Origin of the sequence: Rudaea sp., from assembly GCF_036383415.1 — a bacterium.
In the GTDB taxonomy this organism is placed as follows: Bacteria; Pseudomonadota; Gammaproteobacteria; order Xanthomonadales; family Rhodanobacteraceae; genus Rudaea.
This window is the reverse complement of the sequence record NZ_DASVOK010000322.1, coordinates 23,026-37,620: the sequence shown is the minus strand read 5'-3', so window position 1 is coordinate 37,620 and position 14,595 is coordinate 23,026. Positions and strand designations below refer to the sequence as shown.

Sequence of the window (14,595 nt, the reverse complement as noted above, 5' to 3'; positions counted from 1 at the left end):
CCGTAGTCGGTGAGGTTCTTGACGACGCCCTTGACGACCGCGTTCTCCTGCAGGCGCTCGAGCATCTGCTCGCGCTCCTCGGAATGCTCGCTCTCGACGACCGCGCGACGCGACACGACCACGTTGTTGCGCTTGCGGTCGAGCTTGATGATCTTGAATTCGAGATCCTTGCCTTCGATGAAGACCGGATCGCGCACCGGACGCACGTCGACGAGCGATCCCGGCAGGAACGCGCGCACGTCCTTGATGTCCACGGTGAAGCCGCCCTTGACCTTGCCCGACACGCGGCCGGTCACGGTGGCATTGGCCTGCTGCGCGGCCTCGAGTTCGTCCCACACCATGGAACGCTTGGCTTTTTCGCGCGACAGGCGGGTTTCGCCGAAGCCGTCTTCGATCGCGTCGAGGGCTACCTTCACCTCGTCACCGACCTGCACTTCCAACTCGCCCTGCTCGTTGCGGAATTGTTCGATCGGCACGATGCCTTCGGACTTCAGGCCCGCGTTGACGACGACGACGTCGTTGCGGATTTCCACCACGATGCCGGAGACGATGGTTCCGGGCTTCAATTTGGCCAGCGATTGTTGGCTCTGTTCAAACAGTTCGGCAAAACTTTCGGTCATGTTGATTCTCTAGTTGATGTACGGATCGCCTGGGGTTGGCTATTCAGCGCGATCCACCGGTTGTGGCACGTTGATCTCGCGACCTTCGTACCGTTTGCAATTCCTCGCCGACAACGACGAGGGCCCAAAGCGGACGCGGCCCGTCGGGCCGCTTCCATATTGTTTTCTGGTCTTCCAAACGCTGCCGAAAAGACAGCGCAGACAATTCGATCAAGGCCGCACGAGCGCCAGGACTTTTGCGACCACCGCGTCGATCGACATTCCGGTCGAATCGATCAGGATTGCATCCGTCGCCGGCTTGAGCGGCGCCACTGCGCGCTCGGCGTCGCGTACGTCGCGAGCCTCGATTTCGCGCAAAAGGGTTGTAAGTGTAACGCCCAAACCCTTTTCTTTCAACTGTTTATAGCGCCTTTTCGCGCGTTCCTCGGCACTCGCGGTCAGAAACACCTTGTGCCCGGCGTCGGCGAAGATCACCGTGCCCATGTCACGCCCGTCCGCGACCAGGCCCGGCGCCTTGCGGAACGAACGCTGCTTGTCGAACAGGGCCGTGCGCACCGAGGGAATCGCCGCGATCGCCGAAGCCGCCGCGCCGCAGGTTTCCGTGCGGATTTCGGCCGTCGCATCGACGCCGTTGACGATGACGCGCGTCTCGCCGCCGTCCTTGGGATCGCGGAAGGAAATCTTCGTCGTCTCCGCGCAGCGCGTCACCGCCTCGGCATCGGACAGGTCCAGTCCGGCCATGCTCGCCGCGAAACCAACCGCGCGGTACAGCGCGCCCGAATCAAGCAGATGCCAGCCAAGCGCATCGGCGACGCGTGAGCTGATCGTGCCCTTGCCGGAGCCCGAAGGACCGTCGATCGTAAGCACCGGGATGATTTTCTCGGTTTGCGCAGCGGGCATGGATTCAGGCGGCAGCGAAGACGCGGCATTCTAGCCGAGCGCAGGCGTTCGCGTTGCCGGACCTGCGCGATTGCCGATTCTGTAAGGAAATTCGCGCCGATCGGTCGAATAATCGTACCCGGAGCAATGCTGCCTGCCCGGCTCATCGAATCAGGAATCGCCATGCTTATCCGTCAACGCCCCGACATCCGCGCCAGCGAGATCACGCCGGAATCGATTTATCGCCAGCGCCGCAACGTACTCAAGACGCTCGGCCTCGGCGCGGTCGGACTCGTCGCCGGTTGCGGCTCGGAAAGCGCACCGAGCGCGGCGACCGCCGAGGATTCCAGCGCTGCCGACAAGCCTCTGGCCATCGCGAAGAAAGGCGAATACACCCTGCCCGATCCGCAAACCAGCTTCAAGGATGCGACGCACTACAACAACTACTACGAATTCGGCACCGACAAGAGCGATCCGGCGCGCACCTCGGGCCGTTTCAAGCCAACGCCGTGGAGCGTGGAAATCGCCGGCCACGCCGAGGTGACGGGCAAGTTCACCCTCGAAGACATTATCAAGCCGCATCCTCTGGAGGAGCGCGTCTATCGTCACCGCTGCGTCGAGGGTTGGTCGATGGTGATTCCTTGGGACGGCATTGCGCTCGCCGATCTGCTCAAGCGCTTCAAGCCGACTGCACAGGCCAAGTACGTCGCCTTCACCACGGTCAACCGTCCGTCCGAAATGCCGGGCATGCGATCGGGCGTGCTCGACTGGCCATATCGCGAGGGCCTGCGCATCGACGAAGCCATGCATCCGCTCGCCTTCCTCGCCACCGGACTCTACGGCCGCGAACTGCCGAACCAGAACGGTGCGCCGCTGCGCCTGATCGTGCCGTGGAAGTACGGCTTCAAGGGCATCAAGTCGATCGTGAAGATCGAGTTCACCGATTCGATGCCGCGAACGACCTGGAATCTGGCCGGCCCCGGTGAATACGGCTTCTACTCCAACGTCAACCCGGCCGTGGATCACCCGCGCTGGAGCCAGCGCACCGAACGGCGCATCGCCGGCGACGGTTTCAACCTGTTCGGCAACCGCATCGAAACGAAACCGTTCAACGGCTATGCCGATCAGGTCGCGAGCCTGTACACGGGCATGGATCTGCGCAAACACTTCTGACCATGCCGATCTTCAAGGACCGAATTGCCGCGAGCAAGCCGCTCGCATTTCTGCTCTGCCTGGTGCCACTCGCCGCGTTGGTGTGGGACACGATCCAGAACGATCTCGGCACCGACCCGGTCGCACAGCTCGAGCACCGCACAGGTCTGTGGGCCCTGCGCCTGCTGCTCGCAACGCTCGCGATCACGCCGCTGCGCCGCGTCACCGGCTGGAACAAGGCGGTGCGCTACCGGCGCATGCTCGGCCTGTTCGCGTTCTTCTATGTGAACGTGCACATCGCCGTCTTCGTGTTCATCGATCTCGGCAGCTATTTCGCCGACATCACCGAGCAGATAGCAAAGAAACCGTACATCACCGTCGGCTTTGCGGCGTGGCTGCTGCTGCTTCCGCTCGCGTTCTCCTCGACACAGAAGGCAATGCGTCGCCTCGGCCGGCGCTGGGGGCAATTGCACAAGCTCGTCTACGCGATCGCCGTGCTGGCCCTGTTGCATTTTCTCTGGCTCGTGAAAGCAGACAAGCGCGAGCCGCTGTTTTATTTCGCCGTGTTCGCCGTGCTGATGCTGTGGCGCGTGCCGTGGTCGAAGCTCAATTCGCGGGACAAACGCCCTTCCCCGCCGCTGCGTAGGTCCGCGCCGCAGACGCAATCCGACTAGCGATCGCGGCCAGCGTCAGCCGATGTGCGCGCACGAGTTCGTCGTAGCCCTGCCCCGCGGGTTCGCGCGCGCTGCTCGCGCAAACCTGCGGCGAGGATTTCGCATCGTTGACGCTCAGGCTCCAGACCGCATCGATCGCCGCGTAGGCGCCGGGCACGGATTCGAAACGCCGCAGTTCGACCTTGATGCCGAGCACGCGCGCATCGGGCGGCCGCGGCTGGCCGGCGACATCGGTCGTCGCCAGCTCGCGCGAAAGATCGGCGGACAACGCGGCGCGCACCTCGTCGGCGAGCGGTGCGATCCAGCGCTCCTGCTCCAGCGGCAACACGTCGCCGCCGTCGCGCACGACAAGTTGCGGCCTGTCGACCTGCGCGGGGATGCCCACCGGCTGCACGTCGATCAGGAACGACGCTGGCGAAGCCGCCGCGATCGCCTCGGCGGAAGCGTCGAGCAGGCTGTGATAGCGGGTCGGCACACTGCTGGTGCAGGCGCCGAGCAGCAGCGCTGCGCATGCCGCAAGTGTGCGCAGACCCGTTGCGAGACTCGGCATCATGGCTTGTTTCCTTTGACGTCCTGCTCGGGCGCGGCACGCGGCGCGGGATCGGCCGGCTTGCCGCGCAGCAGCGATTCGGGGTGGATGCCGAGATAGTCGGTCAGTACGCGCAGCGAGCGCGCGGCGCGCTGCATTTCGGCCAGCGTCTGCGCGAGGTTCTGCTGCAGCGGCGCGTCGGTCGCGATCGCCTTCTGTGCGCTGCCGAACGTGCCCTGCGCGCCGGCGAGCGTGGCGTTGAATTGCGGCAGGGTCGCCTCGTTGACCTGGCGCAGGATCTTGTCGAGCTGGGCGATCGTGCTGTCGAGGCGCTTGCCGATCGCCTCGAGCGGAATCCTGTCGATCTTGTTGACGAGGCCGGTCATCTGCTCCTGCAGGCGATCGAAACTGCCCGGCGTGGTCGGCAGTTCCACGGGCCGCGCCGCGGGATCGAATGCGACCTTCGGTGCGTTCGGCAGGAAATCGAGCGCGATGTAGAGCTGGCCGGTCAACAGATTGCCGGTGCGCGCTTGCGCGCGCAGGCCACGCGCCACCATCGGCTCGATCAGGTGCGCCAGGCGCATGTTCTCGTCGTTGCCCATCGGCGCGAGCTGCGCAATCTTTTCGCCGGCGCGGCCGAAGCGTTGCGGATAGATCACTACGCCGACGATCAGCGGGAAGCCCTGCTTGTCCACGTCGTAGTCGAGCTGGATCGACACCACCTTGCCAACGATGATGCCGCGGAAATCGACTTGCGATCCGACGCTCAATCCGCGCAGCGATTGCTCGAAGCGCATCTGCATATAGTCCGGCTCGCCGTCGGGTGGCGCGAACGCAGTCTGTATGTCGTCGAACAGGGTGAACTGCGCGCCTTCGGCGGCCAACGTCGCATCGCGCGGACCCGGCGGCGTCTGGAACGCGATGCCACCGGCAACCACGGTCGCCAGCGATTGCGTGTTGAGCTTGAGCCCGCTCGCATCGAGGTTGAGGTCGACCCCGCTCGCGTTCCAGAAGCGCGAGGACACGGTGACGAAGCGGTCGTAAGGCGCGTCGACGAAGATGTCCACGTGCATCTGCCGGCCGTCCTTGTCGAGCTCGTAGGACGCGAGGCGACCGACCTGGATGCGTCGATAGTACACGGGCGAACCGACGTCGAGCGAGCCGATGTCGCTCGCTGCCAGGCTGAAGCGTTTGCCCGGTGAGCCGTGGATCACCGCGGGCGGACGCTCGAGGCCGACGAAACGCTTCTTCACCTCGTGCGACTCGCCGTTGTCGGCACCGATGTACGCACCCGACAACAGAGTGCCGATGCCCGACACGCCGCTCGTGCCGAAACGCGGGCGCACGACCCAGTAGCGTGCGTCGGCGGTGGCGAAGCCGGCGGCGTCCTTGCTCAGGTTCACGCGCACGACGACGTGCGTATTGTCGCCGGCGAGTCGGATCGAATCGACCAGGCCGATGACGACTTCCTTGTATTTGACCTGGGTCTTGCCCGCTTCCAGCCCCTCGGCGGTGATGAACGAAATCTCGATCACCGGCCCCTCGGAGGCCCAGTTGTGGATAACCATGCCGATGCCGATCAGCGCGGCGACCGCCGGCACAAGCCAGATCAGGCCCGCGCTCCAGCGTCGGCGCCGGGTCACGCTCACCGGCGGCGGTGTGGCGGGCGGCGTGGAGTCCTCGTCGCTCATTGCGTACTACTCTTCATCGCCATCCCAGATCAGACGTGGATCGAAGCTCATCGCCGCGAACATGGTCAGCACGACGACAAGGCCGAAGAACACGATGCCGGCACGCGGCTCGGCCGTACCGAGCAGGTGGAACTGGACCAGCGCGCAAACCAGCGCGACCACGACCACGTCGAGCATCGACCAGTAGCCTATCAGTTCGATGAATCGGTACAAGCGTGCGCGCTGCAGCCGCGCCCACGAACTTTGCCGCCGCGCGCTCACGAGCAGCGTGGCCAGCACAAGGAATTTTGTCGACGGCACGGCGACGCTGGCAATGAAGATCAGCAGCGCAATGTCCCACGAGCCCGATTTCCAGAACTCGACCACACCGTGCAGGATCGTGCTCGCCTCGCCGCGGCCGAGCATGCTCGTGTACATGACCGGCAACACGTTCGACGGGATGTAGAGGATCAGCGCGGCGATCAGGAAGGCCCAACTGCGCGCGAGCGAATCGGGCTTGCGCGGATGCAGATGCGAACCGCAGCGCGGGCATTGCGCGTGCTCGATCGCGCAGACCAGACCACAGGTATGGCAACCGGTGAGGCCGAGTTCGCGAGCGCGCGGTGCGGTGGTCATTCGCCGAACACCACGGCTTCGTCGGCGGGCAGCCGGTCCCACAGCGTGCGCACATCGCGCTTGGCGATCAGCGTGATCAGCCCGGTCAGGATCACCGTCGCGTATGTGCCCGGCCCGGCGATCACGCTGAGCATGCCGGACAGCTTCACGATCGCGACGAGCACGCCGAGCAGGAACACCTCGGTCATGCTCCACGGCCGGATCCGGTGCAGCCAGCGCATCGCGAAGGCGAAGCCTGGCGCGCGCCGGCGCGCGCGCGCGAACACGAGCACCCAACCGAGCAGGACGATCTGCAGCAGCGGCACGACGAACAGCGTCGCCGCCGCGACGAGACCGACGATCAGCCCCGAACCGCGCGACAGCGCCGCGATCGACTGCAGCAGGTTAGCCTCGTTGTGCATGCCGCTCACCGCGATGCGGATCACCGGCGACACGTTGGCGATGACGAACACGATCGCCGCGGCAAGAGTCAGCGCGAGCAACTGATCGAGGTCGAGCCGGCTGGCGCGATAGAGTACGGCGCGGCAGCGTCCGCAACGCGCGATCTCGTCGTCGTCCAGTTCGCTGCGGCGCCAGACCGAATCGCAGTATTCGCAGATGACGAGTTCGGGATGCGTCATCGCCTGGCGTGCGCTTCGCGCGAAGTCAGATGACCCCGAGGAACAACAGAGCGAGGCCTGCGGCGATCACCGCGGCGGCGGCGATCAGCCACCAGATGTCGTTCTTGCCACCGTTGTCGTCCTGCGCCGTAGCCGAATTGGCAACGGCAGCCTCGTCGGGCAGCGGAATCGCCCGCATCGTCTGCGTGATCGTCGGGTCGGTGCTCGCAACCCAGGCCGGCGGCGTTCCGTACACGGCGCGTTGCGGCAGGCCCGGCGCCTCGACCAGAAAACGGTCGCGGCCGAAGCAGATCTGGTCGCCTGCGCACAGGATCGCGTCGCGTACGCCGACGCCGTTGACGTAGGTGGTGCCGCCGGCGCCGAGATCGCGCAGCACGATGGTCTCGTCCGCAAACTCGACTGCCGCATGCCGCGCGGCGAGGCCGGATTCGTCGAGGTCGAGGTCGGCCTGCGCATCCTTGCCGACGACGAGGCGACCGCGCACCGGCACGATCTTGCCGAAGCGCACTCCCGACAGGCCACGCAGCAGCACTCGCGGCGGCAAACCGGTCGCTGCGGCGGGCGCCGACGGCGGCGGAATTTCGTTGCGGATATCGGCGTCGCGATCGGGCTTGAGCACGATAGCCACGCTGCCGAGACTGATCATGTCGCCGAGCCGCAGGATTGCCTTCTCGCGCACCGGCCTCGTGTTCACGTGGGTGCGCGCCTGCGCATCGAGCACGACCAGTTCGATGCCGCGCTCGCCGAGCCTCAGGCGCAGATGATGCGGCGCGACGCCACTGCCACCGACAACGATGTTATTGTCGGCTGCCGCGCCGATTCGGGTCTCGCCAGGACCGACCAAGGTGTCGTCCTGCTCCTTGCCCGGGAAGGAAATACGCATGCTCAATTGTGTCCCGCTCGTTTGTACACAATGTAGCATACGGCTCCGCATATCGGCCCTGAACGAACGAGGATGAAGCACCATGGCCAGCATCGATATCCGCCGCAAACATCAGCACTCGCTGAAGGAGGCGAAGGCCGCCGTCAAGAAGACCGCGGCCGCGATCGGCAAGAAATTCGGCATCGAAAGCGAATGGGATGGCGACACGCTGCTTTTCGAGCGGCCCGGCGCCAGCGGCAAGATCCATGTGACCGACAAGGAAGTGCGCGTCACCGCCGAACTCGGCTTCCTGCTCGGCGCGCTGAAGCCGATGATCGAGAAGGAGATCCAGGGCCATCTCGACAAGGGCCTGGCCTGACGAACAACGATTTCCGCACGGCGCGCATAGTGTGAATATTCTAGGCTGCGCCCATAGATTGACCCCATGACGACGCATCCGCGTCCTCGAATTCGAACCGGGAGGAAGACGATGGCTGGCAAACCGAAACTCAAATCCAGGACCAAGGCCGCGGCGAGCGACAGCGCGGCGGCGAACAAGTCGATCATGGAATCCGCACAGCAGATCTGGCTCGCCGGCCTCGGCGCGTTCACCAAGGCGCGCGAAGATGGCACCAAACTGTTCGAAAACCTGGTCAAGGAAGGGCTGAGCCTCGAAGCCGCCACGCGCAAGATCGCCACCGGCAAGGTCGACGAGGTGCGCGGCGCGGTCGAAACCGGCGTCAGCCAGGTACGCGAGCGCACCCAGGAAACCTGGGATCGCCTCGAGCAGGTGTTCGAGTCGCGGGTCTCGCGCGCGCTCGGCAAGCTCGGCGTACCCGGGCGCAAGGATCTCGACGAGCTGCTCAAGCGCGTCGACGAATTGAACGGCCAGGTCATCAAGCTCAATCCGGCAGCGAAGAAGGCCGGCCTCGCCGAAGCGCTGACCAACAAGGTCAAACGCGCGCGCGACGACTTCGGCGATCTGGTCAAGGACATCGAGGACGCCCAGCTCGCGGCGAAGCAGACCGTGCAGCGCCAAGTCGCGCGCCTGGCCGACGCGGTGACCCCGGCGGCCAAGTCGGCACGGAAGGCCGCGGCGAAGAAAGCCGTGAAGAAGGTGGCGAAGAAGGCCACCAAGAAGAAATAATCGTCCCGCCTCTCTCGCGCTGATGAAGAACCCCCGGTCATGCCGGGGGTTCCGTTTTTTGCACGGCGGAAAACACGATGCGCCAGGCGCCCGCCACACGCCTGTCATATTGAATAAACTTAATAGTATGTAATTGCCTTGACAATCATTGTCTAGGCAATATTATTGCCGCATGCAAAAGACACCTTCCCTTTGCGGCATACGCGACGATTCCAGCTTCCCGATGCTGATCCGCCAGATTCGCGACGGCCTCCTGCATCAAATCGAACGTCAACTCGTCGACAGCGGCGTGGCCATCAACTACAGCCAGCACCTGGTCGTGAAGATCATCGCCAAGAACGGCCCGCAGATGCCGGGCGACCTGGCGCGCTACCTCGACCACAACGCCGGCGCGATGACCCGTCTGCTCGATCAGCTCGAAGACAAGGGCTACGTCGAGCGCAAGCCGCACGCGCAGGACCGCCGCGCGCTGACGATCGAACTCACGCCGGCCGGCAAGGAGCTGTGGCGCAAGATGAGCCAGTTCATCGAGCACGCCCAAGACCTGGCCCTGCGTGACCTCAAAGCCACTGACCGCGCCAAGCTGTTCGATCTGCTCAAGCGCGTGCGCGACACCCTCGACGAAACCCCATGAAGCCCACCCGCGAAAAGGACCGCGCCATGCGCAACCTTGCCCCCTCTTCTCTCCTGCTCGCCGCGGCCATTGCGCTGGCCGGCTGCGCCAGCAGCGGGCTGCACACCGATGGCGTGGTGACGGACCCCGCCACGCTGCACAGCGAGCGCAGCTTCGCCAAAATCAAGACGACGCCGGCAGCCTGGCCCACGTCCGACTGGTGGACGCAGCTCGGCGACGCGCAGCTCGACACGCTGATCGCCGAAGCGCTCAAGGACAACCCCGACCTCGCCAGCGCTGACGCGCGCGCGAAGGAAGCGCAAAGCCAGGTCGATGCGCAGAACGCCAAGCGCCTGCCGACGGTCAACGCCGCCGGCAGCGTCGCCGGTGTCTATCTGCCGACCACGGCTGTGCCCGCGCCGGTCGGCGGCTCGTTCGGCACCTACCCCGCCGTCTATGCGAGCTTCAACTGGAGCCTCGACCTCTGGGGCGGCAAGCGCGCTGCCTGGGAAGCTGCGCTCGGCCAGGCGCGTGCCGCCGAAATCGATGCGCACGCCGCACGCCTCACGCTGTCGGTCAATGTCGCGCGCGCCTACGTGCAGCTCGGCTATGTCTTCGCAGAGAAGGATGTCGCCGATGCGCAGCTCAAGCGTGCGAACGCCTCGCATGCGCTGGTCAAGCAGCGCGTCGCGGCGGGCATCGACAACCGCCTGCAGATCAAGCAGGCCGAAGCCGAAGTCGCGAGTGCCGAACAGCAGGTCGCCGTTGCCGACGACGCGATCGATGCCGCGCGCATCGCGCTCGCCGTACTGCTCGGCAAGGGCCCGGACCGCGGCCTCGATATCGCCCACCCGAAGTCGCTGCAGCTCGCCGCGCTCGCGCTGCCGCCGAACCTGACTGCCGACCTAATCGGCCGCCGCGCCGACCTCGTCGCCGCGCGCTGGCGCGTCGAAGCGGCGACGAAAAGCATCGCCGCGGTGAAGACCGAGTTCCTGCCGAACATCGGCCTGTCCGCGTTCGCCGGCCTGACCTCGTCCTCGTTCGACAACCTGCTCTCGCTGCCTGCGCGCTTCACCATGGTGCAGCCGGCGATCAGCCTGCCGATCTTCGACGGCGGCCGTCGCCGCGCCGATCTCAACAATGCCGACGCCGGCTATGACCTCGCCGTCGCGCACTACAACTCGACCCTCGTCGGTGCGGTCAACGATGTCGCCGACAAGCTCGCCAACCTCGGCTCGCTGCAGACGCAGATCGCCGCGCAGCAACGCGCGGTCGATGCGGCACGCAGCGCGTACGACCTTTCCCAGCAGCGCTACAAGGCCGGCATCGGCAGCTACCTCGACACGCTGAGCGTGCAGCAGCAACTGCTCGTCGCCGAACAGCGCGCCGCCGCGCTCGCCGCGCAGCAGGTCGACACCTCGGTGCGCCTCGTGCAGGCGCTCGGCGGCGGTTTCGACGCGAGCGGCGACGTGCCGCCGGTTGCCGCAGTCGCGCCGTAATCCAACGAACTCCCCCATTCCCCGAGACTCACGCAATGAGCACCCCGAACCCCACCTCTGAAACCGCCGCGCCGACTAACGGCAAACGCAAACTGCTGCTGCGCCTCGTCTTCCTGATCGTCGTCATCGGCGCGATCGGCTTCGGCATCTGGTACTACACGATCGGCCGTTGGTACGAAGGCACCGACGACGCCTACGTCAACGGCAACGTCGTGCAGATCACGCCGCAGGTTGCCGGCACCGTAGTCAGGATCAATGCCGACGACGGCAACCTCGTGCATAAGGGCGACGTGCTCGTCGAGATCGACGGCAGCGATGCACGCATCGCGTTGCAGCAGGCCGAAGCGCAACTCGCGCGCAGCGTGCGCCAGGTGCGCGGCCTGTACAGCAACGTCGAAAGCGGCCAGGCCGTCGTCGCCGCGCAGAAGGTATCGCTCGACCGCGCGCGTGCCGACTATGCGCGCCGCCAAGGCCTCGTCGCCTCCGGCGCGATCTCGGCCGAGGAACTCGCGCATGCACGCGATGCGCTCGCCGCCGCCGAGAGCCAGCTTGCTTCGACCCAGCAGCAGTTGAGCACGACCAAGGCTCTCGTCGACGAGACCGTGATCGTCAAGCACCCCGACGTGCTCGCCGCCGCCGCCGCGCTGCGCACGGCCTATCTCAACGACGCGCGCTCGAAGATCTACGCGCCGGTCGACGGCTACGTCGCCAAGCGCAGCGTGCAGGTTGGCCAGCGCCTGCAGCCCGGCGCGCCGCTGATGGCCGTGGTGCCGCTCAATCAGGTCTGGGTCGACGCGAACTTCAAGGAGACCCAGCTCGCCCACATGCGCATCGGCCAGCCGGTCACGCTGAAGTCCGACCTCTACGGTTCCAAGGTCGAGTTCAAGGGCAAAGTTCAAAGTCTCGGTGTTGGCACGGGTAGCGCGTTCTCGCTGCTGCCCGCGCAGAACGCGACCGGCAACTGGATCAAGATCGTGCAGCGCATCCCCGTGCGCATCGAACTCGACGCGAAGGAGCTCGACAAGAATCCGCTGCGCATCGGCCTGTCGATGGCGGTCGACGTCAACCTGCACGACCAGAGCGGCCCCGCGCTCGCGCAGCAGTCGCCGAAGGAACCGGCGTTCACGACCGACGTCTACCAAGGACAGATGCAGGGCGCGCAAGCCGACATCGATCGCATCATTCACGACAACGCTGCGCGCGATGGCGCGGACGTTGCGGCGAAATAAGAACGCCCCACGGCGAACGAAGCCCCTTTCCAAACAATGGCCACCCCCAATCCCCTGCCGTTCCGCCCGGCGAATCCGGGTCTGACCACGCTCGGCCTGTCGCTCGCCACCTTCATGCAGGTGCTCGACACGACGATCGCCAACGTGTCGCTGCCGACGATCGCCGGCAACCTCGGCGCGAGCGCGGATCAGGCGACCTGGGTCATCACCTCGTTCGCAGTGAGCAACGCGATCGCACTGCCGCTGACCGGCTGGCTCACACGCCGCTACGGTGAAGTGAAGCTGTTCATGGCCGCGACGTTGCTGTTCTGCGTCGCCTCGTTCCTCTGCGGCATCGCGCCGAGCATGACCATGCTGATCGCGTTCCGTGCGCTGCAGGGTGCGGTCGCGGGACCGATGTATCCGGTCACGCAGAGCCTGCTGCTGTCGATCTATCCGCCGGAGAAGCGCCCGCAAGCGCTCGCGCTGCTGGTCATGGTCACGATCGTCGCGCCGATCGCCGGCCCCATCCTCGGCGGCTGGATCACCGACAGCTATTCCTGGCCGTGGATCTTTTTCGTCAACGTGCCGGTCGGCATCTTCGCCGCGCTGATCGTCTACGCGCAGATGCGCGCGCGCGTCGATCAAACCGTGCGGCCGAAGATGGATTACGTCGGCCTCGCCACGCTCGTCATCGGCGTCGGCGCATTGCAGATCGTGCTCGACAAAGGCAACGACGAGGACTGGTTCCAGTCGAGTTTCATCATCGTCATGTCGTTGGTCTCGGCGGTTTCGCTCGCGATCTTCCTGATCTGGGAACTGACCGACCGCGAACCGATCGTCAACCTGCGCCTGTTCCGCCACCGCAACTTCGCCGCAGGCACGCTCGCGGTCACGCTCGGCTACGCCGCGTTCTTCTCGATCAACGTGCTCGTGCCGCAGTGGTTGCAGCGCTACCTCGGCTACACCGCGACCTGGGCCGGTTTCGCCGCCGCGCCGATCGGCATCCTGCCGATCCTGCTGACGCCTTTCATCGGCCGCTACATCAACCGCTTCGACCTGCGCTTCGTCGCCTCGCTCGCCTTCCTGATCATGGGCATGACGAGCTTCATCCGCTCGGGCTTCTATCTCGACATCGATTTCCACAATGTCGCGATGGCGCAGTTCATCCAGGGTCTCGGCGTCGCCTTCTTCTTCATGCCGCTCACCCAGATCATGCTCTCCGACCTGAAGCCGAACGAGATCGCCGCCGGCACCGGCCTGGCCACGTTCGTGCGCACGCTAGGCGCGAGCTTTTCGGCGTCGATCACGAACTTCATGTGGCAGCATCGCGCGATCGTGCACCACGCCCAGCTCGCCGAGCACTTGACGCCGTTCGACACCGAGACGCAGCAGGCCGTCGCCACGCTCGGCCGCGGCAACGACGCGGTCGGGTACCGCGTCCTCGAACGCATGCTCGATTCGCAGTCCTACCAGATCTCGTTCAACGAGCTGTTCCACCTGCTCGGCTTCCTGTTCCTCTCGTTGATCATCGTGATCTGGCTGGCGCGACCGCCGTTCTCGGCCAAGGGCGGTGGTGCGGGCGCGCACTGACATACGACCAATGCTCATGAGCCATCGTCTGTTCGTTTACGGAACCCTCGCGCCAGGACAGCCCAATGAGCACATCCTGGCCGGGCTGCCTGGGCGCTGGGAGCCGGCGACGGTCAAGGGCACGCTGCACGCGCAAGGCTGGGGCGCGGCGATCGGCTACCCGGGCATCGTCCTCGACGAATGCGGCGAGGAAGTCCGTGGATTGGTATTCAGCTCGGAAGCGCTGCCCGCGCACTGGTCCCGTTTGGACGAGTTCGAGGGCGACGGCTATGTGCGCGTCCTCGCCACCGCCACGCTTGAGGATGGCACGCGAGTGGACGCTTACGTCTATGCATTGAGCAACAACAGCATTCCCCCTCAGAACGATCAGTCTCCAATCGCGTAGAGCAAGGTCTCCTGATCTTCCTTCGGCGGCAATCGCAGCGACTTCTCGAAACGGAAGCCGAGTTTCTCGAGCAACGCAATCGAACTGGCGTTGCCCGGCGAAACGATAGCCAGAACGCGCTGCATGTTGAGCGTCTCGCGCGCATACGTCATCGTCGCCGATGCGGCTTCGTAGGCGTAGCCGCCGCCGCGCGCTTGCGGCAGGAAGGCATAGCCGAGATCGACGTCGGGCAGCGTGTCGCGCTTGATCAGGCCGCACATGCCGATAGCCTCGCCGCTCGCTTTCAACTCGACGCAGTACAGGCCATGGCCGTGCTGCGCGTACATCGCCAACGGCCCATTGCGCAGGTAGGCGCGCGCGTCGTCGCGCGTGCGCACGCCCTTGTCGCCGATGAATTGCAGCCACGCCGGATCGTTGACCAAGGTGAAAACGAATTCCGCGTCGCGCTCTTCGAGGCGGCGCAGGACGAGGCGGTGGGTTTCCAGAACTATCATCAGCGAATCTCCTT

Annotated in this window: 17 protein-coding genes; 9 read left to right on the top strand and 8 right to left on the bottom strand. The window is 65.3% G+C overall.

All coding sequences use genetic code 11. The features are described 5' to 3' along the window. Both VF497_RS12260 and cmk read right to left on the bottom strand, forming a co-directional pair. Positions 1-620, bottom strand: a 620-nt coding sequence (locus tag VF497_RS12260) for a S1 RNA-binding domain-containing protein (protein WP_330889088.1), incomplete at its 3' end; no start/stop codon positions are given. A gap of 210 nt (positions 621-830) precedes the next feature. Continuing rightward, the gene (cmk, locus tag VF497_RS12255; protein WP_330889086.1) at positions 831-1,520 is read right to left on the bottom strand and encodes a (d)CMP kinase; all 690 of its coding nucleotides are present in this window, start codon (positions 1,518-1,520) and stop codon (positions 831-833) included. 162 nt (positions 1,521-1,682) lie between these two features. Here cmk and msrP point away from each other — a divergent pair, with 162 nt between their 5' ends. After that, a complete protein-coding gene (gene msrP / locus VF497_RS12250) occupies positions 1,683-2,672 on the top strand; it encodes a protein-methionine-sulfoxide reductase catalytic subunit MsrP (protein ID WP_330889084.1) in 990 nt (329 codons plus the stop codon). A 2-nt stretch (positions 2,673-2,674) separates the two neighbouring features. Continuing rightward, positions 2,675-3,325 carry a protein-methionine-sulfoxide reductase heme-binding subunit MsrQ gene (locus tag VF497_RS12245; protein ID WP_330889082.1) on the top strand — a complete coding sequence of 217 codons (651 nt, stop codon included), beginning with the start codon at positions 2,675-2,677 and terminating at the stop codon, positions 3,323-3,325. Here VF497_RS12245 and VF497_RS12240 read toward each other — a convergent pair. Genes VF497_RS12240 through VF497_RS12220 form a run of 5 tightly spaced genes read right to left on the bottom strand, consistent with a single transcriptional unit; the run spans position 3,258 to position 7,663 of the window. Further along, complete coding sequence (locus VF497_RS12240) at positions 3,258-3,878, bottom strand: PqiC family protein (RefSeq protein WP_330889080.1); 621 nt, start codon at positions 3,876-3,878, stop codon at positions 3,258-3,260. The two genes, VF497_RS12245 and VF497_RS12240, sit on opposite strands and share 68 nt — an antisense overlap. After that, complete coding sequence (locus tag VF497_RS12235; protein WP_330889078.1) at positions 3,875-5,545, bottom strand: intermembrane transport protein PqiB; 1,671 nt, start codon at positions 5,543-5,545, stop codon at positions 3,875-3,877. Before VF497_RS12235 ends, VF497_RS12240 begins: the two co-directional genes overlap by 4 nt. A gap of 6 nt (positions 5,546-5,551) precedes the next feature. After that, a complete protein-coding gene (locus VF497_RS12230) occupies positions 5,552-6,160 on the bottom strand; it encodes a paraquat-inducible protein A (RefSeq protein WP_330889075.1) in 609 nt (202 codons plus the stop codon). After that, positions 6,157-6,780 carry a paraquat-inducible protein A gene (locus VF497_RS12225; RefSeq protein ID WP_330889073.1) on the bottom strand — a complete coding sequence of 208 codons (624 nt, stop codon included), beginning with the start codon at positions 6,778-6,780 and terminating at the stop codon, positions 6,157-6,159. Before VF497_RS12225 ends, VF497_RS12230 begins: the two co-directional genes overlap by 4 nt. Positions 6,781-6,805: 25 nt before the next feature. After that, positions 6,806-7,663, bottom strand: a complete 858-nt coding sequence (locus tag VF497_RS12220; protein WP_330889071.1) for an FHA domain-containing protein — start codon at positions 7,661-7,663, stop codon at positions 6,806-6,808. A gap of 82 nt (positions 7,664-7,745) precedes the next feature. On the opposite strand from VF497_RS12220, the gene VF497_RS12215 reads away from it, so the two are divergent. From VF497_RS12215 to VF497_RS12185, 7 genes are all read left to right on the top strand, one after another. Beyond that, positions 7,746-8,021, top strand: coding sequence for a polyhydroxyalkanoic acid system family protein (locus VF497_RS12215; protein WP_330889069.1), 276 nt, complete (start codon positions 7,746-7,748; stop codon positions 8,019-8,021). 111 nt (positions 8,022-8,132) lie between these two features. Next, positions 8,133-8,789, top strand: coding sequence for a phasin family protein (locus VF497_RS12210; RefSeq protein ID WP_330889067.1), 657 nt, complete (start codon positions 8,133-8,135; stop codon positions 8,787-8,789). Positions 8,790-8,961: 172 nt separating this feature from the next. Further along, positions 8,962-9,423, top strand: coding sequence for a MarR family transcriptional regulator (locus VF497_RS12205; RefSeq protein WP_330889065.1), 462 nt, complete (start codon positions 8,962-8,964; stop codon positions 9,421-9,423). Next, complete coding sequence (locus VF497_RS12200) at positions 9,420-10,901, top strand: efflux transporter outer membrane subunit (protein WP_330889063.1); 1,482 nt, start codon at positions 9,420-9,422, stop codon at positions 10,899-10,901. The genes VF497_RS12205 and VF497_RS12200 overlap by 4 nt, the downstream gene beginning before the upstream one ends. 35 nt (positions 10,902-10,936) lie before the next feature. Next, positions 10,937-12,130: an HlyD family efflux transporter periplasmic adaptor subunit gene (locus VF497_RS12195; protein WP_330889061.1), complete on the top strand. Its 1,194-nt coding sequence runs from the start codon at positions 10,937-10,939 to the stop codon at positions 12,128-12,130. Positions 12,131-12,166: 36 nt separating this feature from the next. Further along, positions 12,167-13,702, top strand: coding sequence for a DHA2 family efflux MFS transporter permease subunit (locus VF497_RS12190; protein ID WP_330889059.1), 1,536 nt, complete (start codon positions 12,167-12,169; stop codon positions 13,700-13,702). Positions 13,703-13,718: 16 nt separating this feature from the next. Then, complete coding sequence (locus tag VF497_RS12185; protein WP_330889058.1) at positions 13,719-14,087, top strand: gamma-glutamylcyclotransferase family protein; 369 nt, start codon at positions 13,719-13,721, stop codon at positions 14,085-14,087. Here VF497_RS12185 and VF497_RS12180 read toward each other — a convergent pair. Next, positions 14,069-14,581, bottom strand: a complete 513-nt coding sequence (locus tag VF497_RS12180; RefSeq protein WP_330889057.1) for a GNAT family N-acetyltransferase — start codon at positions 14,579-14,581, stop codon at positions 14,069-14,071. The two genes, VF497_RS12185 and VF497_RS12180, sit on opposite strands and share 19 nt — an antisense overlap. Positions 14,582-14,595 lie beyond the last annotated feature (14 nt).